The sequence below is a fragment of the Drancourtella massiliensis genome (assembly GCF_016900655.1).
Taxonomy (GTDB): Bacteria; Bacillota; Clostridia; order Lachnospirales; family Lachnospiraceae; genus Sellimonas; species Sellimonas catena.
Map to the genome: position 1 here is coordinate 19,030 of NZ_JACJKH010000025.1, position 22,309 is coordinate 41,338.

Consider the following 22,309-nt stretch of genomic DNA (forward strand, 5'->3'; position numbering starts at 1 on the left):
AATGAAAAGGGAAACTTTTTACTTATCCTGTGACAAAAGGACAAAGATTCATGCCGTGGCGTGGAAGCCGGAGAGCCGGAAGGTGAAAGCGGTGATCCAGGTCTGCCACGGCATGGCAGAATATATTGACCGGTACGAAGAATTTGCGCTCTGGCTTTGCGGGAAGGGATATTATGTCACCGGACACGACCATCTGGGGCATGGGAAATCCATTTTTTCGGAGGAAGACTACGGCTATTTCCCGGAGAAGCAGGGAAATGAATGTGTCATTGGAGATATCCGAAAATTGTATCTGGCGACAAAGAAGAGATATCCGGACTGCCCGTATTTTATGATCGGGCATAGTATGGGATCTTTTCTACTGCGGCAGTATATCCAGAAATATGGAAGTGAACTTGATGGAGCCGTTATCATGGGGACCGGGTATCAGCCGTACCCGCTGCTTCTGGCAGGAGAGATTCTGTGCAGCCTGATCGGCAGATTTCGTGGAAACCATTATCGGAGCCGGCTGGTGGACAGCATGGCGTTTGGAAGTTATAACAAAGAATTTGAACCGGGAAAGACCGGACGGGAATGGCTTTCCGCAGATGAGGGAAATGTGACACGGTACGAAGCAGATCCACTCTGCGGTTTCCTGTTTACGGTAAGCGGTTACCGTCAGATGTTCCGCGGTATGCGGACACTGACGAAAAAAGGCGTGAAAGAGATACCGAAAGATCTGCCGGTGTTCTTTGTATCCGGGGCAAAAGATCCGGTAGGTGATTTCGGAGCCGGAGTGTGGAAAGTATACGAACAGTTCCGGAAGGCAGGAATTTCAGATACGACGATCCGGCTGTATTCGGACGACCGGCACGAAATCCTGCATGAAGAAGACCGGATGCAGGTCTTTGAAGAGATTGAGAACTGGATAGCAGACCGGATAATAAAATAAAGCAGAGAAAGGGAGTCTTGTTTTGCACGAAGGGTGCGTAAGCAGGGCTCCCTTTTTTGTACGATAACAGATTACTGTATGCCTATAATCGAAGAGAGCGTTGGAATGATTATTTAGTGTTTCCTTCGTTGTCAAAAACCTTTTCTGTGTGAACTGGCAGCGTGGCGGCATCCTCTACAATATCTGTGATAATCTGCCGGAAATGATTGGCATTCTGCGAAGTGATTACCGGCTTTCCGGTTTCGGCTTCCAAAGCCTGGCGTGCAATGCCGGCTACGTTTCCTCCGCGTTTGGCTACATCCCGATGCTCAGATAGGTTTCCAGTGCACGGTCAATTGCCTGCTCTGGATCAATGGTTTCTTCGATACGTTCTGTGCCGACCATGGCAAGCCAGGCCTTGAACGGCTCGGCTTTCGGGGATGGAACAGACTGGATGATCCGCAAAAGCTGTTCAGTGTTGGCAACATCAGTTTTGTAGCGCTTGCCATCTTTGGGGGATTTCAATTTCAGTTGGTTACAATTTGTAACCGACTGATTTCCCTCATCTTTAAGTCGTTTTTTTAAGACTTTCCAATAATTATTTGGATTTGGACTGTCAGTTAAAACGGCGATTACATCCACAACGGAAAAATACCATTCTTCTTTTTCTTCGTCCCATGCGGTACGGACCTTTTTGTCCTCGAACAACTGAACCGCATCATTATTCTTCAGTTCCCTCATAATAGTTACCTCCCTATTGATAAAAAATAATTATTTTGTGTCTTCCGGCTCACTTTACTCCTCGCACAACCATGATGAGAGACACGTTTGTATCCCACTGTTTTTCGCCCTGATCGTACTGGTGGAGCCGGCGATCATATTTTTCATTGATAAGCCGTATCATTTCATCCCGTTCTTCGGGTGAGACCTGTTCAGGTATAGAATGACATACCGACTCAATAGAATCCAGTTCTGTCTGGCGGGATGCGTTAATCATATCATAAGCCAGTGAGGATGAAATATCTGGATTGTCCGGTGTCAGACTGACAGTTACAAATCCTGTGTGAATCTGTTGAAAACCATAGGATTCCATTGCAAGTGGTAATTCGGCTTCGCTCATCGGATAACGGCAGATTTCATACTGATCCTTTGTATGATCGTATTTCCCGGCTTTATCCCAGAATTTCTGTTCGCGGTCGCTATCGGAAATGACGGGTGCAGGAACCGTAATTCCTTTACGGGAGGAAAGTACGAGACAGACTCCGCCGGGTTTCAGTACCCGAAGCTGCTCCTGAAAGAATGCGGAAGGATCGATATGTTCGCTGACTGTAAAGGAGATCGTAACATCGAAGGTATTGTCCGGATAAGGGAGTTTTGCGGCATCCCCTTCAACAAATGAGATTCCCGGTTCATGCTCTCCGGCAAACTGGATAAATGCACTGTCACGATCCAGCCCGGTAATTTCAGCGTTCGGGTACCAACGGTGAAGAGCACCTGCCAGAGCACCCGGACCGCAGCCGATTTCCAGAATTTTGAGCTGCTTGTCTTTACTCAAGTCAAACAGTGCCTGATACTGTTCTGCAAACATATCATGAAACCGTAATCTGCGGGAAAAATATAAGGTTTTTACTCCCTGTACATATTTTGACCAGATGATATTCATAATTGGCCCCCCTTTCCGATTGTGTACAGAAAGTATATCATGCAGAGTGAACAAAATCGACAAAAAGAGAGGAGTTGAAAAGAAATTTTTGTAACAGCTTGACAAATATATACCGGGGGGAAGATGAGTTTATCTGGCCAGGCATTTGACAAGAAAACAATGATATTAGTAAACGAGGGAGGCCTATATGAGAAAACGGTTCAAAAAATTAGGTGCGGTATGTATGACAGCGGCAATGTGTGTTGGGCTGCTGGCGGGCTGTGGCGGCAGTTCGGATTCATCAGACGGCGGAAAGAAGACAGTTTCTATCTGGTTCCCGGCTTATGCGGGAACGGATGCGGAAGTTTCAGACCAGGAATTCTGGGAGGAACAGCTTGCACCATTAGAGAAGGAAGAGAACTGCGAGTTTGATGTTCAGATCCTTCCGTGGTCTAATTATGAGGAGAAATATCTGTCTGGAGTAACATCCGGAAACGGACAGGACATCGGATATATGTCCATGGAGATGATGGGAGACTATATTTCCAAAGATCTTCTTGCAGATATGGATTCTTATTTCGATGATGCAGAAAAGGATAATTATATCTACTATGATTATGGAACAATTAATGGAAAACAGTATGCACTGCCGTTTATTGTTGGAAATGCGCGGGTTCTTGTAGGAAATAAGGCAATTATGCAGCAGGCGGGTATTACACAGATGCCGACGACATGGGATGAATTTATCAGCGCATGTCAGGCAATTCAGGATAACTGTGAAGGTGTGAAGCCGTTTGATATGGCACTTGGCGGAGCATGGGGAAATGTGGATGAAAACTTCCTCCCGTTCTTCTGGAGTGCAGGCGGAGAGCTGGTAGATGAGGATGGCAATGTCACGATTGACACGGAAGAGGGCAGAGAGGCAATGCAGTTCCTCTATGATCTGAGATTTAAGTACAACTTTATCGATGAAGCAGCGACGTCCAACGACGATGCCCGCCCGGATTTTGAGGCAGGAAAGACCGGATTTATGGTGCTTGCGACAAGCAACTGCCTGAATCTGGAAGGAGTAGACTGGGATTGGACGACGGCTCTTGCAGGACCGGACGGACAGGCAAAGACCTTCTTTGCGGCAGATTCCCTTGTGCTCTTTGATAAGTGTGAGGACAAGGAACTGGCAATGAAGGCGATCAAACTGCTCTCCAGTGCAGATGTGATGTCCGCGTTCCACCAGCAGATCACAGAACAGCCGCCGATCACCAAAGATGAGGAATATACAGGAGACGAGCGGTTTAAAGAGCTCTACACAGTGGAAAATGACAACTTCAAGACCATCACTCCGTTTAACAGTGCGGTTTCCCTGTTGACGAAAGTCAATGAAAATCTGCAGTCCATGATGATGGGTGAGATGGAACCGGACGAAGTTCTGAAAAACGCTCAGGATTACTATAACGAAAACCTGGCAGCAGAATAAGGAATTCAAACATACGGACCGGCGGGAAGGTTCCTGCCGGTTCGTGTCAATGTAGTTGAGGTGAGACAGTTGAAAAGAAGAAGACGAGAAATGATACAGGGATACATTTATATTCTTCCGAGTCTGTTTTTTATGGTGTGCTTTTGTCTGCTGCCGATTTTTATGTCAACGTATTTCAGTCTGACAGACTACGATATCATGACAAAAGCCGACTTTATCGGACTGGAAAATTATAAAAAAGTATTCTCGGATAAATATGTGGTGGACGCACTGAAAAATACGTTTATTTATGTTATTGTCACAGTTCCGGTTCAGACCTTTCTGGCGCTTGTTTTGCGGCGTTTCTGGCGGACAAAATGCAGAATATCGTCGGAAATTTCTTAAGGAGTGCCATGTTTATTCCGGTGATTGCATCTTCGGTTACGGCAGGGGCGATCTGGAGAACAATTTTTGGAACAGACGGCGGTATCATCAATACCATTCTGGGCCTGTTCGGAGTCGGTGAGATCAACTGGCTGGGGAGCTCGAAGACGGCGCTGATCTGCGTCTGCGTGGTGGCGATCTGGAAAAATGTAGGATATTTCCTTGTTATCTATTACGCCGGTATTATGGGGCTTTCGCCGGAACTTTACGAGGCGGCAAAAGTGGACGGGGCGACTTCAATCCAGTCCTTTTTCAAGATTACCATGCCGCTTTTAAAGCCGATCAACTATCTGGTTATCACTCTTGGAATCATCTGGTCCTTCCAGGTATTTGACCTTTCCTACACGATGACAAACGGAGGACCCGGACGGTCGACCGTCACCCTTGTCATGGGAATTTACAATGCGGCCTTTAAAGAATACCGGATGGGATACGCCTGCGCGATGGCGATTCTGCTTCTAATTATCATTTTGATTATCAACATTGTAGAAAACGTATTCTTTAAAGAGAAAAATGAGGCAGCGAGGTGATAAGATGGCACAGAAAATAAGAATGAAAAAAAGAGAACACTGGACGCCGCTTGGTATTTTCGGACTGCTTTGTACGATTCTTGTGACAGTGATCGCGGTGTTTCCGTTTATTTACATGTTCCTGATGTCCTTTACCGAATCCAGGACATTGAAACTTCATCTGGCAGATGTGGACTTTACCAATATGGAAAACTTTATCTATATTTTCCAGAACAGCGGATTTTTGCAGGCATTTGTTAACAGTGTAGTTGTAGTCGTTGCCTCCTGTGTGCTCAATGTGATAATATCCTGTATGGCAGCATATGGATTTGAGAAGAAGCTGTTTCCGGGGAGGAATTTTATTTTCCAGATTTACATGGTTTCTCTGATGATTCCGGGACAGGTGACAATGATTCCGCTGTTCGTTATTATGAGAAATTTAGGACTGCTCAATACGAGGACAGCCCTTGTGATTACCATGATCGGGGCGTTCTCGGTATTCCTTGTCAAGCAGTTTATGAATGGGGTTCCGGATGAACTGATTGAGTCCGCGCAGGTGGACGGATGTCCGGAATACAGGATTTTTATCCAGATTGTGATGCCTCTTTTAAAACCGGTTGTGGTGACGTTGATTGTATTTACATTCATTTCGGCATGGAATGATTTCCTGTGGCCATTAATCGCGGCCACTGAGACGGAGAAATATACATTGACGGTTGCCCTGTCCGTACTGAAAACGCAGTATTCAGTCAATTACGGTCTGATTATGGCGGGCTCACTGATTACATTTATTTTCCCGTTTATATTGTATATTTTCCTTCAGAAGCAGTTCGTTCAGGGAATTGCCCTTGGAGGTGTAAAAGGATAACAGGAGGACGATATGAAACTGATTGTAAAGGACTTAAAATTTCAGGAGACTTCGGAGATTCTGCTGAAACATTTTCCGGAAGCACCGGAAGAAGAGCTGGTAATTTATCCGGAGTATACGGAAAAATCCGGATTGAGGGTGCTGAAATACGGAAACAACGTCAAAATTCAGTACCACCAGGATGTTCAGTATTACCGGGCGCTTGGGATGGTGCTTGGAGATCCGGAGGAAGATATTTCCTGCTCGGAGACCGCGTACACGAGCCGGCTTGGGACGATGTTCGACTGTTCCAGAAATGGAGTGCTTAAAGTCGGGACAGTCAAACGGTACATTGAATATCTGGCGCTTCTTGGAATGAATGATCTTCTTCTTTACACGGAAGATACATATGAGATTCCAAAATATCCGCATTTTGGAGCGCTCAGAGGACGCTACACGAAAGAAGAGATCCGAGAGATGGAACGGTATGCCGCAAAATTCGGGATCGAACTGGTTCCGTGTATACAGACACTTGCACATCTGCGGACCTATCTGAGATGGCCGGTTACGGAAAAGATGCGGGACAATTCAGATATCCTTCTTGTGGGTGAACCTGCGGTATATGAATTCTTAGAGGACATGATCCGTTCTGTAAGAACTTCGTTTTCAGGCAAGCGCATTCATATCGGAATGGATGAGGCATTTCAGCTGGGGCTCGGTAATTATCTTAGAAAGAACGGATATCAGGACCGTACCGGAATTATGAAAGAGCATCTGGACCGGGTATGCGCGATCTGCCGGAAATACGAGTTTGATCCGATGATCTGGAGTGATATGTATTTCATGCTGGCATCCGAAGACGGACGTTATTACAGTGTTTCCGAAGACTATGAATGGCAGGAGAAGGACAAACCGGACAAGGATCTTACACTCGTATACTGGGACTACTACAATGCGTCCGAGGATATGTACAGAAAGATGGTACATCTTCATGGAAAACTGTCCGGTCACATGTATTTTGCGGGAGGAGGCTGGACCTGGAATGGAATCGCGCCGAATTACGCAAGAGCACTGGAAACGACACGGGTTGGGACGAAGGTCATGAAAGAAGCGGGAGCAGACAAATGGTTCTGCACTCTCTGGCAGGACGATGGAGCGGAAACACCGATGGAAACCTGTCTGCTTTCCTTAACATATTTTGCCGAGTGTGCTTACGAAAAAGAAGTGACGAAAGAACGGCTGCATGACAGAGTAAAGGAATTGTTCGGCATCGACAGTGAAGACCTCATGCTTCTTGACCGGTTCGATAATTTTCAGCCGGAGGATCCGTATAATCTCAAGTCGGCAAACCCGTCCAAGCTGGCTCTTTATCAGGATCCGATGCTTGGAATCTTTGACGGGCAGTTTAAAGGAAAAGGGCTCAGGGAATATTATCAGGATCTTGCGGAGAAACTGGAGCAGTGTCTTGAAAAAGAACAGCCGCAAAGAATCAGGAAACTGCTTGCTTATTATCAGAAGCTGGCAGCGTTTCTGGCTGAGAAAGCGGAGATGGGTCTGGAATTAAAGTCCGGTTATGACAATCAGGATAAGGACCGCCTTTGCGTCTGGGCCGAGAAAAGGATTCCTGCATGTCTTAATCTTCTGAAGGAACTGCACGGCATGAGGGAAGAAATCTGGATGGATGAGTGCAAACCACAGGGATATGAAGTAATCGATGTGCGTCTGGGCGGTATAAGAAGCCGCCTGGAATCTGCCGCAAAACGGATTTCCACCTGGCTTTCAGATCCGGAGCAGCCGCTTGAAGAGCTGGAAGAAAAGCGGGTATGTTTCTGGCCGGATGAAGACAGAATCTATTCGTTCAACCGGTGGGAACAGATTGTAAGCGCATCCAATATCAATGAATTGTAAATATTCCATTAATGGGGCATGCCGCATGAGAAATTTATTTTCTCATGTGACATGCTCTTTTTGCGGTTGGTGATTTGAGAGAAACCGGTATTTTGTCTTCTGCTAAATTTCAGTTTTTCCATATGCCGTATTGCAAAAAAAACCGGACAATTTTATACTGAAAACGAAAGAATCCGAACCGGATGGAATTAGAATTCAGACATTACATTTTACAGAAACGGGGATCAAAAAATGAGCAGAAAAGGGAATGAGCTGGTAAAGAGAATGGTCATGATGCTGACAGGCAATCTTTTTATCAGTATTTGTGTCGGATGCTACCGGCTGAGCGGTTTTGGCGTAGATGCTTTTACATGTATGAATCTCGGGATCAGCGGATATCTGGGAATGACATTTGGTACATGGCAGTTGATTATGAATGCAGTGATTCTGGCAGTGGTATTTTTTACGGTGCGGAACTGTATTGGAGCAGGAACGATTGTGAATATGGTGGGAGTCGGATATGGTGCGGATTTTCTATGTTGGCTTGTACAGGATTCTCTACAGATGGAGATGACATTACCGCTGCGTATCGCGGCACTGATTACAGGGTGTCTGTTTGCCGGTCTTGGGGTTGCGCTCTATATGGCGGCTGAAATGGGAATTTCGCCGTATGACAGTGTTGCTTTGATTATCGGAAAGATGAGCAGAGGAAAGATCGGGTTTCGGTATGCACGCGTTGGAAGTGATATCACAGTTGTAGTTGTCGGAGTGATATTCTGTCTGATGTCAGACAGCTCTCTGTGGACGGTTATTGGTATAGGGACTTTGTGCAATGCATTTTTCAATGGCCCGCTGATACAGTTTTTCCGGGTTCATGTAGCAGACAGAATCCGAAAAAAATAATGGAAAAAAGAAATATGATTACGGAGGATCTATGAAACGAGAAGAAATCAAAAGACATCTGTCTGATCCGGAATTTTTTCAGGAAAACAGAATGAAACCGGTATCGGATCATCGATGGTATGAGACAGAAAAGGAAGCAGTATCAGGGAAGGAGATGCGTTTAAGATACAGCCTGAATGGAAGATGGCGCTTCCTTTATGTGCCGAATCCGGACAGTGTGCCGGATGGATTTGAGAAGGAATCGTTCTCCTGTGAAGGTTGGAATACGATTCCAGTACCGGCACAGATGGAACTAAGCGGCTACGGATCACCGGTATACCGTGATACAGACTATCCATGGAATGGGATTGAAGATGTGAAGCCGCATGAAGTGCCGGAAAAAGACAACCCGACAGGATGCTATGTGACGACATTTTCGGTTCCGGACCGGATGAAGGGAAAAAGAATCCAGATCCATTTTGAAGGTGTGGAGACCGCGTTTCATTTCTGGGTGAACGGGATTTATGCCGGATACAGCGAGGACAGCTATACGCCGGCTGTATTTGAGATTACGGATTTTCTCAAAGAAGGAGAAAACAGACTCGCGGTGGAAGTATCCCGTTTTTCTTCCGGGGCATGGCTTGAAGATCAGGATTTCTGGAGAATGGGAGGAATTATACGGGAGGTGGCTCTGACGGCGATACCGGATCTGCACATTCGTGACATCGAGGTAAAGACGGATCTGGACATTACATATACGAATGCCGGAGCAGAGGTCTGCATTTTACTGGACGGAGCAGATGACGGAGAAATATGCTGGACACTGGCAGACGGTCTTATCCGCATGGACAGTCCTTTTGAAAAGGAAGAAAAGGAAATTATGGCAGGAAGGGTCCAAATTCATGACGGCAGGGCGGAGATTTCGTTTGAGGTTCCGCAGGCAAAACTTTGGAGCGCCGAACTTCCCTACCTTTACAGACTCCTTTTGACGGTATGTGATTCTGCAGGAACCATACAGGAAGCAGTTCCGTATCTGATCGGATTTAGAAAAGTGGAGATAAAAGATGCAGTACTTCTGTTTAATGGAAAGGGTTTGCGGATAAACGGAGTGAACCGGCATGAATTCTCACCGTCAAAAGGCAGGGCGGTCGGAATGGAAGAGATGGAATGGGATATCCGGTTTTTGAAAAAGAACAATTTTAATGCCGTGAGAACAAGTCATTATCCAAATCAGACGGCCTGGTATGATCTGTGCGACAGATTCGGAATCTATGTCATGGATGAGGTGAATCTGGAGACACACGGAACATGGCACACGATGAAATTTGAACACACACTGCCGGGAGATTTTCCACAGTGGAGGGAAGCGGTTATAAGCCGGGCGGAAGCGATGCTTGAAAGGGACAAAAACCATGCCTGTATTTTCTGCTGGAGCGTAGGAAATGAGTCATGGGGCGGGAAAAATCTGTATGACATGAGCATGTATTTCAGAAAAAGAGACAACAGCCGTCCGGTACACTATGAAAATGTCTGTCATACACCGGAATGGGCAGGAACGACAGATCTGGAAAGCCGGATGTATGCCTCGCCGCAGAAGGCAGAAGAATACCTGAAAGATCATCCGGAGAAACCATATGTGTTGTGTGAATATGCTCACTCCATGGGAAATTCTACAGGCAATCTGGATGAATATACGAGACTTTTAGATCAGTATCCTCAGTACTGCGGTGGTTTTATATGGGATTATATTGATCAGGCGCTTTACAAAAAAGGACCGGATGGAAAGGAATATCTGGCTTATGGAGGGGATTTTGGAGACAGACCGTCCAATTACGCATTCTGTGCGGATGGTGTGATTTTTGCGGACAGGACACTTTCCCCGAAAATGCAGGAGGTTCGTTACCTGTATCAACCATATGAGCTCATCCCGGAGGAAGATGGAATACGTATAAAGAGCAGACAGCTGTTTGAGACAACCGCGGCGTACCGGCTCAGATGGACGCTGGAAAAAGATGGACAGGTATTGCGCCGGGGCAGCACAGATGTGGAAATGGGACCTGGAGAAGAGGTGAAAATACCATGCAGCTTTTTGGCAGGCGACGAGCCGGGAGAATATGTCCGGACAGCCGCGCTTGTCTATAAGGAGAGTACACCGTACGCAGAAGAAGGAGAGGAATTCTGTTTTGGACAGTCGGTGGAAATGGTGGGAAGCCGGAAAGTCAAAAGAGAAGAGTCCGCTGCAGAACCGGAAATTGTAGATGGAGATTTTTCTGTTTCTGTCGTGGGCAGGGGATTCCGTATTACCTTTGAAAAAGACAATGGAAAAATGACTGCATGTAAAATTGGCGGGAAAGAGCTTGTCTATCATATCGGCCATACATTAAAGCCGGAGTTCTGGAGAGCGCCGACAGACAATGATGCAGGGTACCGTATGGCTGAGAAGTGCGCACCGTGGAAGACGGCATCTTTGTATCCAAAAGTGAATCAGGTAGATATCCGGAAAGAAAAAGAAGGACTGGAAGTTGAGACAACATATCAGTTGTTTGAAGGTGTGACATGTACGGTTTCTGTTTTGGTAAACGGGGAAGGAACGATGAAAGTCACGGAGAAATACAATGGATTCCCGAATGTGCCGGATCTGCCGTGTTTTGGAATGTCCTGGAAGCTTCCAAAAGAGTTTTCACGGGTAACATGGTATGGAAAAGGACCGGAAGAGACTTATTGCGACCGGGCATGCGGAGGACGTATCGGCGTATTCCAGACGACGGCGGAGAAAGGGATGACACCTTATGTCAGACCTCAGGAATGCGGTAATCATACAGATACCAGATGGATAGAGCTGACGGATCAGGAAGGATGCGGTATTCGGATTGAGGCGGACAGAAACTTTGATTTTTCCGTACTTCCTTATACATGTCATGAGATTGAATCCGCGGAGCATGCCTATGAACTTCCTCCGGTATATGCTTCTGTCTTGCGGATTATGGAAAAACAGACAGGAGTCGGAGGAGACAACAGCTGGGGTGCATGGGCACATGAGCCGTATCTGATAAAAGGAAACGAAGAAAGGACATTTACATTTTATATCCGTCTGCTCGGATAAATCTGAAAGAAAATCATGCATTTTTTGAAAAAGCATTTGACAGACGGGAAAAAACGGGGTAATATAACCATATCGCGTGACAAAGGTGTCAGATCGAAAGACGATCTGGCACCTTTTTTTATTTTTGCAGGAGAATCCGAAGGATTTCCCGCAGAATAAAAAGCTTTCCGGCAGCGCGGAAAAACGAAAAGGATGCAGAAAGGAAGAAGATTGGTATGAGATTGAAAGATGCAGGGCTGACAGCCGAGAAACTGAAAAAAATTGTGAACAAATATATGGTAGAAACATATGAACGATATCCGTTTATTGCAGAACGGGCGGAAGGCATGTATCTGTATGATGAAAAAGGAAACGCCTACCTGGACTTTTACGGCGGCGTGGCAGTAAACAGCGTAGGAAACCGCAATCCGAAGGTTGTGGAAGCAATTCACGAACAGACAGATGATATCATTCACACGTTTAATTATCCATATACGGTTCCGCAGGCCTTGCTTGCAAAGAAAATCTGTGATACCATCGGCATGGACAAAATTTTTTATCAGAATTCCGGAACGGAAGCAAATGAATGCATGATCAAAATGGCCAGAAAATACGGGACGGAGAAATTCGGACCGGAGCATTACCATATTGTAACGGCCAAAAATGGATTCCATGGACGTACTTACGGTGCGCTTTCCGCGACAGGACAGCCGGACAACGGATGCCAGCTGGGATATAAACCGGTGCTCCCGGGATTTTCCTATGCGGAATTTAACAATCTGGAAGATTTTAAGAGCAAATGTACTGAAAATACGATTGCGATCATGATTGAGCCGGTACAGGGTGAAGGCGGAGTTCATCCGGCCAGCCAGGAATTTATCGAAGGCTTAAGGAAGCTCTGCGATGAGAGAGGAATGCTTCTTCTCCTTGACGAAGTACAGACCGGATGGGGAAGAACAGGAGATATCATGGCATTTATGGGATATGGCGTGAAGCCGGATGCGGTCACGATGGCAAAAGCGATGGGAGGCGGAATGCCGATCGGTGCATGTTGTATGTCAAAGGAGCTCGCAAGGGTCATGACATCCGGATCCCATGGTTCTACTTATGGAGGACATCCGGTAGCATGTGCGGCGGCGCTGGCATCAATTTCAGAAATCCTTGATCAGAATTTGAGCGAAAATGCCAAAATCATGGGAGAGTATTTCATGAAACGGATGAAAGAACTTCCTCATATTAAAGAAGTCCGCGGAAGAGGACTCCTGACAGGATGTGAATTCGATATTCCGATTGCACACGAAGTCAAGGCGGAATGTATGAAGAGACGCCTTTTGATCACGGCGATCGGCGATAGCACCAACCGGATGATCCCGCCGCTGATCTTAAAGAAAGAGCATGTCGACCAGGCAATTGATATTATGAAAAAGGCAGTCCATGCGGCAGTGCTTTCCTATCAGTCTGAGAATTTCCGGACTGCATAATCAAAACAGGAATTCGAAAAAAGGGTTTGTAAAGTAGGAAAAGGAGTTAAAGAAACATGAGAAAATTTAAAGAAATCAATCCATCACCACGCACACTGATGACACCGGGACCGGTTGAAGCGGACCCACGTGTGCTGCGCGCGATGAGTGCACATATTCTGGGACAGTTTGACCCGGAGTTTACCGAACTGATGAATGAGACAATGGAGATGGAACGCTATGTGTTCCAGACGAAAAACCGTCAGACATATCTTGTGGATACTACCTCCAGAGGAGGACTTGAGACGGTTCTTACCGGAGCCATCTGTCCGGGGGATAAAGTACTGATCCCGGCATTCGGACGTTTCGGATATCTGCTGGCGGAGATCCTGGAGCGCTGCGGAGCGCAGATCACGCTTTTGGAGAAAGAATGGGGAACTGTGTTTGATCCGCAGGAAGTGGAGGATGCGCTGAAAAAAGACAGCTATAAGGCAGTAGCCTGCATCCACGGGGAGACTTCTACATCCATGATGCAGCCGCTGAAAGAAATCGGAGAAATCTGCGAGAGGTACGGAGCCCTTCTGATTGTAGATGCAGTGGCAACTCTGGGAGGAGCAGAAGTAAAAGTCGATGAATGGAAATTATCTGCCTGCATCTCCGGGACACAGAAATGTATCTCCGCTCCGTCAGGCTCTGCCCTGATCACTTACAATGAGCAGATCGAGCAGATTGTCAAAGCGAGAAAACGTGTGGAGAAAGGAATCCGTACGGCGGATGATGTGGCGGGGCAGCTTGCCGGAATCCCAAGCAACTATCTGGACCTTGGACAGCTGGAAGATTACTGGAGCCCGCGCCGGCTTAACCACCATACAGAGGCAACCAGCATGCAGTATGCGGTGCATGAAGCACTCCGCTGTATCGTGGAGGAAACGCTCGAAGCACGGTTTGCAAGACATCAATTAAATGACCGGGCACTGACAGCCGGCCTGCAGGCGATGGGGCTTGAAATTTTCGGGGATCTGGAGCACAAGATGCCGGTTGTAACCGCCATCAATATTCCGGAAGGAGTAGACGGAAAAGCAGTCAGAGGAATGCTGTTAAACGAGTTCGGTATTGAAATTGCCACCTCCTTTGGCCCGCTGGACGGAAAAATCCTGAGAATCGGAAATATGGGATATTCCAGCCAGAAACGAAACATCCTTCTGCTTCTTGGAGCGCTGGAAACGGTTATGCGAAGAAACGGCGCAAAAGTGACAGCAGGAAAAGCCGTAGATGCGGCGCTGGATGTTTATATGGCAGAAGAAATAAACAAAAAGAAAGAATAATTTTTGGTTGAATAGACGAAAAACAGAAAGAAACAGGGATTAAATTATACAAGATGGATAAAACAAAAAAATATTTTCCCTCCTTTTTGCATTGTAATGTGCGAAAGCATTCTGTAAAATAAAACTATATTTTCCGTATGAGAAATATTATAAAGAAAGGAAGGAAATATGGATGGAAAAGAAGAAAAAACTGTCAATTTCGTTGACAACACAGATCCTGATCGGTACGGTTGGTGGTCTGGTTTTCGGAGCGATCGTAGGACCGTGGGCATCCAACCTGAAGTTTATCGGTGATATCTTCTTACGTCTGATTCAGATGTCCGTTGTGCTTCTGGTTATGTCTGCCGTGGCAGGCGCTGTCGGTGGAGGAGACGGACGGGATGTTGGAAAGATGGGCTTCCATACATTCAAATGGATCATCGGGTTTACAATTTTCTCTGCTGCACTTGGTGCAGTAATGGCAATACTTGTAAAACCGGGACTTGGCATTGATCTGTCAAGTGCAGAGGAAGTTACGGAAACAGCAGTATCCACATCTCTTCAGGATACGATCACTGCATTTGTACCGACCAACATCATTCAGTCCATGGCAGAAGGATCCATGGTTCCTTGTATCGTGTTTGCATTGTTCTTCGGTGTGGCGATGGGACAGTACACAAAGACGACAAAGAACAGAAACATTGCGGATCTGGTAGTGGGCGTGAATGCTGTCATTACAAATATTATCAAGATTGTCATGAAAGTAGCGCCGATCGGTATCTTCTGTCTGTTGGCAGATGTTGCCGGAAAGACAGGATTTGCGGTTATCGTGCCGATGGCAAAATTCCTTGGAATTCTGCTTGTGGGCGATGCGATTCAGTTCCTTGTATTCGGACCGCTTACAGCGGCTCTTTGCAAGGTCAACCTGTTCAAGATGCCGAAGAAATTTGCCAAGATGTCCATGATGGCAATCACAACGACATCCGGTGCGATCTGTCTTCCGACGAAGATGGAAGACGAAGTGGAGAAGTTTGGTGTCAGCCGTAAGGTTGCAGACTTCACAGGCCCGATTACCATGGCAATGAACAGCTGTGGAGCTGCTCAGTGTTATGTGGTGGCTATTTTCTTTATGGCACAGGCAACAGGCATCGATTTGAGCCCATACCAGATGGGTATGGCAATCCTGCTCTCCTGTCTGATGTGTCTTGGAACAATCTCCGTACCGGGAGGTTCTGTGATCGTTTATACATTCCTTGCGTCCTCTCTTGGACTGCCGATGGACAGTATTGCAGTTCTGATCGGTATCGACTGGTTCGCAGGAATGTTCCGTACATTGATGAATGTAGACGTAGACGTTATGGTTGCTATGCTGGTTGCATGCAAGATCGGAGAATTCGACTATGACGTATACAACGACAAGAAACAGGTTTCTTATCAGAGCCAGAAATAGTAGATGCGTGTCTGCCGGATAAGGCAGCACATAGAAAGAAAGTGTGTATCAGCTGAGACGCATATTCACTCAGCCGGTACACACTTTTTTATACAGTTGGTTCTTTTGAAAAAGAGGTAAAAATATAGTAGATTCCACATAGGGTATCCGTCCCTGACGAGTGTCCGATGGCCTGGAAAGAGGAGAGGATTTCTCCAGCGGACCGGGCGGACGAAAGGGAACAGACTGCCTGGCTGAACTGCCCCAGAAGAGCACAGGAGAGAAAAGCCCGGCTGATGTCGTTGGTCTGATTCAGATGCTTGCGGACTTCCTGTTTCAGTGCAGTAAAAAAAGGATGACCGGTCATGTCGGCAAGGATCAGCCCTGCAAGAGCGCCGCACAGGAAGTCGTCACCGCTTGGGGTCAGACCGATGCCAAGCCCGGTCAGGCGGGACAGAAAACAGGCGGCCATCTCCCAGTTTCCCTGCCGGATTAAAGCTGTACACTGATCCAGAAGATGCTGTGCCGCTTCGTTGATCAGAAACTGACCCGGCGGGGCAGGATTTGCTTCCAGCTCAGGAAATAATATCCGGAATCCTGTAGTTTCAGCTGATGAGAGGGCCTTTCGGATGAGCGGTACAGCATGGTCAGGCAATCCTGAGCGGAGAAAAGAGTCCACAGTCTGCGTGCCTAAGAGCGTAAAGATATATTCCTCTCCGGAGGCGGAGAAAGCAAGACCGTCCGGTCTATTCTGGACGGGGATGCCGGGTGCTGCTTTTAGCATCTCCATTTCCGGCAGGGACAGGCAGGTGATCAGACTCAGCGGAGAGACAGGGGATCCAAAAGCCTGCAGGGAAAGCAGAGAGGAACCGCCGGAAAGATTGATGGTTTTCCGGTACACGGAATGCACCTGAAAAGATGCTGTTTTCTGCAGAAGAGAGAGAGCATACGAAGATGCGCAGATAACAGGAATATTCATAAGCAGTACGTCCTTTCTATCATGATAAGGGAATTATACCTCAGAAAAGGATAGATAAAAAGCACAAAAAAAGCGAAAATCAGGAGAAAAATTATACATAATAGATAAAAAGGAACAGTTTTTTTGCCTATTCGTACACTTGTTATGTGATACAGATTTTTTTATACTTTATAAACCGGAAAAAATATATTGGGGAAAAGAAGGAGGTACACACCATGTATGACTTAATTGTAAGAAATGGAAAACTTGTTACACCAGACAGAATCTACGAAGCCGATATTGCAATCAAGAACGGCGTATACGCCGCATTTCTTGAAAAGAGGACCCCGGCAGAAGCAAAAGAAGAGATTGATGCCGGGGGAAATTATGTATTTCCGGGTATTATTGACTGTCATGCCCATTTAAACGAACCTGGATTTGAATATCGGGAAGATTTTGAAACAGGATCAAGAGCAGCTGCGGCGGCAGGGTGTACATGTCTGATTGACATGCCGCTGAACAATAACCCATCTCTGATGAATAAAGAAATCTTTGATCTGAAAATGGGAAAAATCAGCAAGCATTCAGCAGTGGATTTTGCTCTCTGGGGAGGAATTGTAGGAGACTATGATGATAAACCGGATTCGGTAAAGAATAATATGAACGATCTGGTTGACCTGCATAAATGCGGTGTTGCGGCATTCAAAGGATTTACATGCCCGAACGGCGATCTGTTTCCTACCGTTAACATGGGAAATGTCAGAAAAGCACTTGAAATTCTGAAACCTTATAATGCACTGTGCGGATTCCACTGCGAAGAATACGGACAGGTGCTTGAGCGGGAAAAAGAAGCGAAAGCAAAAGAAGGACTGAGCAGAGAAGAAAAGATCCGTGCATTCCTTGACGCGCACGACGTATGGACAGAATACGTTGCTACAAAAAATATTATTGATATGGCAAGAGCAACGGGAGGACGCGTCCATATCTGTCATGTGAGCCATCCGATGGTGGCACAGGTAGTAAAAGATGCAATTCACGAAGGACTTCCGGTAACTGCGGAGACATGCCCGCATTATCTTGGATTTACAGAAGACTTTGTATTTGAAAAGGGTGCTCCAGCCAAATGTACGCCTCCGATGAGGAAGAAAGAGGATATGGAAAAACTCTGGGATTACGTTCTGGATGGAACACTTTCCTGTGTTGGAAGCGATCATTCTCCGGCAGCAGATGAGGAAAAAGACAATGAGACAAAAGATATCTGGCAGGCATGGGGCGGACTGAACTCCATCCAGTTCTTCCTCCCTATGATGTTTGATATGGTAGTACATAAAAAAAGACTCAGCCCGAGTCTGATTGCCAAAGTTATGGATTATAATCCGGCAAAGGTATTTGGGCTGTATGGACAGAAAGGTGCATTTGAACTCGGCTTTGATGGTGACATTGTCATTGTGGATCCGGAGAAAGCATGGAAATGCAGACAGGAAGAACTGCTGACAAAAGGTCATGTGTCCTGCTTTGACGGTCTGGAAGGTAAAGGAGCACCTATCTATACAATCATCCGTGGAAAAGTGGTCGCGAAGGATGGTATGTATAAGGAAGATGCGGTCGGCTACGGCAAATATGTGACACCGACAGAGAAATAAGGAAATTTCAGCCCTCTGATCAGGAGGGGGGATTAAGACAGGAGGAATAAAATGAGCGGACAGACAAGAGAAGGAGAAAACACAGGAGTTGAAGTCGGGAAAGACGGACTTGGCCCGGTACCGGCAGAAAAGAGGACAATGGGAGCCTTTTCCTACTGGCTGGTTTGGATTGGAGGGAGTGTTTCCACAGCGAACCTGACTTTAGGTTCCAACCTTGTGTCAGGAGGAATGAACCTGATGCAGGCCATTATCGCCATTGCATTAGGCGGATTAATCTGTGCAGTCTGCATGGCATTAAATGACAAACTCTGCTATAAGACAGGAATTCCGTATGTTGTACAGTTAAGAGGGGCGTTCGGATATAAAGGTACACTGCTGCCATCGTTATGCCGTGCGATTCCGGCGGTTATCTGGTATGGATTCCAGAGCTGGGTAGGCGCATCTGCAATTAATGAAATCAGTAAAATTATCTGCGGATTTGATAATATTGTATTATGGTTCATCCTGTTCCAGGCACTTCAGATTGTGCTTTCAGCAAAAGGATTCCAGGGAATTAAGATTATCAACAACATCGGCGGTGCGGTTGTTATTCTTGCCCTGATCTATGCATTGATTACGATTTTGAGCATGCATGGAGACGTTGTAACAGAAGTGGTAAACAAAAAAGGATCCTGGGGACTTCCGTTCTGGGGAGCGATTACAGCTTTCATCGGATCCAACTGCGCGCTGCTTGTAAATATCGGAGACTCTGTAAGAGAGCTGAAGCCGGGATACGGCGCAGGAACCCGCTGTGCAGCATATGGATTTGCGATGGTTCCTTCTGTGGTATTTATGGGAATCATCGGTCTTCTGGTTACAAGCGTAACAGGAATAGCAAACCCGATTGTTGGATTTGCCTACATCATGCCGAACAAAGTGATTACGGTTATTACGCTTTTAGGTATTGTATTCGGTGTTGTTACTGTTAATATGCTGAATAATGCACTTCCGCCTATTTATGTCCTGGCAGAGCTGGCAAAACTTCCGGTTAAGAAATGTGCGATCATTATCGGACTTCTTGCTTATGTGACATTCCCTTGGGAACTGGTCAAAGACTCCTCGGCGGCAGGACTGAATATTTTTGTACTAGTTTCAGGCGCTGTTCTTGGACCGATTTTTGCGATTCTTGTTGTTGATTACTATATTAATAACAGACAGAAAGTAACATTGAAAAACTATTATAATCCGGACGGACCGTACAGAGGAATTAATCTGGCGGCCATTATCGGTGTTGCAGTGGGAGCTGTTGTAGGTATTATTTTCCTGGATATTTCCTGGATTATCAGCCTTGTCCCGGCCGGACTGGTTTACTATATCCTGAATAAAGTCATGAATAAGGATAAAGCGGCAGATTAAAACAGCATGATCTTAATGTAAAAGGAGGAAAAAGACATGTATGATTTATTGGTAAAGAACGGAAAAATTGTAACTGCAGAGGCTGTTTATGAAGGGAACGTAGCGGTGAAGGACGGAAAAATCGCGGCAATTCTTCTTGCCGGAGAGGAACCGGAAGCTTCCAGAACTGTGGATGCAAAAGGGGGTTATGTATTCCCGGGTGCAATTGATACTCATGCACATCTGAATGATCCGGGTTATGAATGGCGTGAAGATTACGAACACGGTACAGCAGCCGCGGCAGTAGGTGGATATACTACAATTATCGACATGCCGCTCCAGAATGAACCGGCTATGACAACGGCAGAAATTATGGAAAAGAAAATCGCGAAAGTCGACCCGAACGCATATGTAGATTACTGCTTCTGGGGCGGATTGATTCCGGATAACTTCCAGGATCTGAAAGGGCTTGACGAGAAAGGATGCGTGGCATTTAAATCTTTCATCGGACCTGTTTCTCCGGATTACTCTCCGCTGACGTATGGACAGGCTTACGAGGCAATGAACATTATTAAGGAATTTGGCGGAAGAGCCGGATTCCACTGCGAAGATTTTTCAACAATTAAATGGCTGGAAAAGCGTATGAAAGAAGAAGGACGCCTTGACTGGCAGGGGTTCCTGGATTCCAGACCGGTTGCCGCAGAAATGCTTGCGACAGTTGATATTATTGAACTTGCAAAAGCAACAGGGTGTAAAGCACATATCTGTCACGTCAGCAGTCCGGATGTTGCGCAGAAAATTAAAGAAGCACAGCAGGAAGGCTATGATATTACGGCCGAGACATGTTCTCACTATCTGAGCATGACAGATCAGGATGTGCTCAAGAACGGACCAATGTTCAAATGTGCGCCGCCGCTCCGTTCTCAGGAAGAAGTAGACAGACTCTGGAGCTATGTAGAAGACGGTACATTCAGCGGAATCGCAAGCGACCATTCTCCGTGTTCCTATGATGAAAAATATAATGAAATTCTTGGAACAAAGATCGAAAATGTATTTGACGTATGGGGCGGAATCAGCGGAATCCAGAGCGGTGTCCAGGTAAGCTTCTATGAAGGATGCGTAAAACGTAATGTATGTCCGACAGTTCTTGCAAACGCAATGGCAAAGAAACCGGCAGAAGCATTTGGAATTTATGGCAAGAAAGGTGATATCCGTGTAGGCTTTGATGCGGATATGATTATCATCGATCCGGAAAAAGAGTGGGAAATCACAAGTGATTCGCTGCTTTATGTTAACAAAATTTCCGCTTTTGTAGGAATGAAAGGAAAAGGTCTTCCGGTATGCACAATCGTAAGAGGAAATATTGTAGCAGAAGACGGCAAAATTGTTGCGGAAAAAGGCGTTGGAGAATTTGTAAAGAAAATCAAATAGACAGAATCAGCTGTTAAAGGGGCTATCGGGAAATAGATAGTCCCTTTTTATATCCCCCTTTTGCGGTTTACTCTATGGTTTTCAGAAAAGCAATTGTTTCGTCCAACAGTTTTGTGGTCTCCGGCGATTTCTCATCCCGGTCAAAGTCGTGGATGTTTCCGGCTGAAATATATCGGACCGGATTATACCGGCTGCAGAGGGCAGTGAATTCTTCATAAGGAACATCAGTATCCCCGATACTGTGTGCGGTGAAAAGAGGGCACGGCAGTGTATCGATGGTACGAAGAGAGTAATCCAGATAAAAGAATTTTTCGCGTCCTTCGTAGATGAGCGATTTCCATTTTCCTGTCTGCCGTGCATATACATAGACACTGTAATGGGTATCCAGATCTCCGGAAGTATGGATTTCTTTTGGAATAGCATCCAGACAGGCTTCGGAAACTGCCGGGAGAGAGCAGTAGTAACTGCTGGGTGTTTCGTACCAATGGTCACAGAGAAATCCATAGCCATAGTAGGACAGGATTCCTGCGGGTTTTTCATCAAGTTTTCCGTGGGCGGCAGCGGTCAGGCAGAGATATGCTCCGGCAGAACGGCCAAAAAGAACATATGGAAGTCTTTTCGGGACATATTCCTGCCAGTGATTCAGGTAATGATTGATGGAACTGCATACGCATGCCAAAATGGTGTCCAGCTTTGCGGCCGGAGCCAAAGGATACTCAAAAGAAACGACAGGGTAGCCGGCTTCGGTCAGTCTCTGCAGATGCAGGGAAGGAAGATCTTCCGCGTGTCCATATAGAAGCCCGCCTCCGTGGAAATAGAGAATACAGGCCCTGGGTTCGACAGATGGATTCGTATAGACAACGGCACGGACCGGAAATGCGCTGCCTTTTGTTTCGAGTTCTTTTATCGATATCATATTAACGATCCTTTCTTTTGTTATATTGGAATTTCTGCCCGCATCCGGCACAGCTGCTGATGCAGGGCAGATGATTTCGATGTTTTGAAAAAACAGCAGTTTTGGTATTTACAGCGTACAGCCGGACTGGTGCACAGG

General features: G+C 46.2%; 17 protein-coding genes and 1 pseudogene. 14 read left to right on the forward strand and 4 right to left on the reverse strand.

Annotated features, from left to right (window positions below; all coding sequences use genetic code 11):
* The first annotated feature begins 55 nt into the window (after window positions 1–55).
* Entirely contained in the window at window positions 56–931 is an 876-nt protein-coding gene (locus H6A32_RS12655) for an alpha/beta fold hydrolase (RefSeq protein ID WP_346342283.1), read from the forward strand.
* 109 nt (window positions 932–1,040) lie between these two features.
* Here H6A32_RS12655 and H6A32_RS12660 read toward each other — a convergent pair.
* Window positions 1,041–1,651, reverse strand: a pseudogene (locus H6A32_RS12660) (BRO-N domain-containing protein).
* Between the two features lie 49 nt (window positions 1,652–1,700).
* Window positions 1,701–2,573 carry a class I SAM-dependent methyltransferase gene (locus H6A32_RS12665; RefSeq protein WP_204864487.1) on the reverse strand — a complete coding sequence of 291 codons (873 nt, stop codon included), beginning with the start codon at window positions 2,571–2,573 and terminating at the stop codon, window positions 1,701–1,703.
* Between the two features lie 187 nt (window positions 2,574–2,760).
* On the opposite strand from H6A32_RS12665, the gene H6A32_RS12670 reads away from it, so the two are divergent.
* From H6A32_RS12670 to H6A32_RS12710, 10 genes are all read left to right on the forward strand, one after another.
* Complete coding sequence (locus H6A32_RS12670) at window positions 2,761–4,026, forward strand: ABC transporter substrate-binding protein (RefSeq protein WP_087253843.1); 1,266 nt, start codon at window positions 2,761–2,763, stop codon at window positions 4,024–4,026.
* Window positions 4,027–4,116: 90 nt separating this feature from the next.
* Window positions 4,117–4,410 carry a carbohydrate ABC transporter permease gene (locus H6A32_RS16475; RefSeq protein WP_243424924.1) on the forward strand — a complete coding sequence of 98 codons (294 nt, stop codon included), beginning with the start codon at window positions 4,117–4,119 and terminating at the stop codon, window positions 4,408–4,410.
* On the forward strand, window positions 4,383–4,979 hold the full coding sequence (locus H6A32_RS12675; RefSeq protein ID WP_243424925.1) for a carbohydrate ABC transporter permease: 597 nt from the start codon (window positions 4,383–4,385) through the stop codon (window positions 4,977–4,979). The genes H6A32_RS16475 and H6A32_RS12675 overlap by 28 nt, the downstream gene beginning before the upstream one ends.
* Before the next feature lie 4 nt (window positions 4,980–4,983).
* Complete coding sequence (locus tag H6A32_RS12680; RefSeq protein ID WP_243424926.1) at window positions 4,984–5,826, forward strand: carbohydrate ABC transporter permease; 843 nt, start codon at window positions 4,984–4,986, stop codon at window positions 5,824–5,826.
* Between the two features lie 12 nt (window positions 5,827–5,838).
* Window positions 5,839–7,713 carry a beta-N-acetylhexosaminidase gene (locus tag H6A32_RS12685; protein WP_118637219.1) on the forward strand — a complete coding sequence of 625 codons (1,875 nt, stop codon included), beginning with the start codon at window positions 5,839–5,841 and terminating at the stop codon, window positions 7,711–7,713.
* Window positions 7,714–7,944: 231 nt separating this feature from the next.
* Window positions 7,945–8,595 (forward strand): YczE/YyaS/YitT family protein, encoded by a 651-nt coding sequence (locus tag H6A32_RS12690; protein ID WP_182466567.1) that lies wholly within the window; start codon window positions 7,945–7,947, stop codon window positions 8,593–8,595.
* A gap of 31 nt (window positions 8,596–8,626) precedes the next feature.
* On the forward strand, window positions 8,627–11,677 hold the full coding sequence (locus tag H6A32_RS12695; protein WP_204864488.1) for a glycoside hydrolase family 2 TIM barrel-domain containing protein: 3,051 nt from the start codon (window positions 8,627–8,629) through the stop codon (window positions 11,675–11,677).
* A gap of 215 nt (window positions 11,678–11,892) precedes the next feature.
* A complete protein-coding gene (locus H6A32_RS12700) occupies window positions 11,893–13,137 on the forward strand; it encodes an aspartate aminotransferase family protein (protein WP_118637225.1) in 1,245 nt (414 codons plus the stop codon).
* A gap of 56 nt (window positions 13,138–13,193) precedes the next feature.
* Window positions 13,194–14,441 carry a pyridoxal-phosphate-dependent aminotransferase family protein gene (locus H6A32_RS12705; protein WP_118637227.1) on the forward strand — a complete coding sequence of 416 codons (1,248 nt, stop codon included), beginning with the start codon at window positions 13,194–13,196 and terminating at the stop codon, window positions 14,439–14,441.
* A 172-nt stretch (window positions 14,442–14,613) separates the two neighbouring features.
* The gene (locus H6A32_RS12710) at window positions 14,614–15,870 is read left to right on the forward strand and encodes a dicarboxylate/amino acid:cation symporter (protein WP_087253828.1); all 1,257 of its coding nucleotides are present in this window, start codon (window positions 14,614–14,616) and stop codon (window positions 15,868–15,870) included.
* Between the two features lie 88 nt (window positions 15,871–15,958).
* On the opposite strand, the gene H6A32_RS12715 is transcribed toward H6A32_RS12710, so the two are convergent.
* Window positions 15,959–16,828 carry a DUF2877 domain-containing protein gene (locus H6A32_RS12715; protein WP_138373355.1) on the reverse strand — a complete coding sequence of 290 codons (870 nt, stop codon included), beginning with the start codon at window positions 16,826–16,828 and terminating at the stop codon, window positions 15,959–15,961.
* Between the two features lie 215 nt (window positions 16,829–17,043).
* On the opposite strand from H6A32_RS12715, the gene allB (H6A32_RS12720) reads away from it, so the two are divergent.
* Genes allB (H6A32_RS12720) through allB (H6A32_RS12730) form a run of 3 tightly spaced genes read left to right on the forward strand, consistent with a single transcriptional unit; the run spans window position 17,044 to window position 21,255 of the window.
* Window positions 17,044–18,450, forward strand: a complete 1,407-nt coding sequence (allB, locus tag H6A32_RS12720) for an allantoinase AllB (RefSeq protein WP_204864489.1) — start codon at window positions 17,044–17,046, stop codon at window positions 18,448–18,450.
* 51 nt (window positions 18,451–18,501) lie between these two features.
* On the forward strand, window positions 18,502–19,845 hold the full coding sequence (locus tag H6A32_RS12725; protein ID WP_087253819.1) for an NCS1 family transporter: 1,344 nt from the start codon (window positions 18,502–18,504) through the stop codon (window positions 19,843–19,845).
* Window positions 19,846–19,881: 36 nt separating this feature from the next.
* Window positions 19,882–21,255, forward strand: coding sequence for an allantoinase AllB (allB, locus tag H6A32_RS12730; RefSeq protein WP_087253815.1), 1,374 nt, complete (start codon window positions 19,882–19,884; stop codon window positions 21,253–21,255).
* A gap of 67 nt (window positions 21,256–21,322) precedes the next feature.
* On the opposite strand, the gene H6A32_RS12735 is transcribed toward allB (H6A32_RS12730), so the two are convergent.
* Window positions 21,323–22,171 (reverse strand): alpha/beta hydrolase, encoded by an 849-nt coding sequence (locus H6A32_RS12735; RefSeq protein WP_204864490.1) that lies wholly within the window; start codon window positions 22,169–22,171, stop codon window positions 21,323–21,325.
* Between the last annotated feature and the right edge of the window lie 138 nt (window positions 22,172–22,309).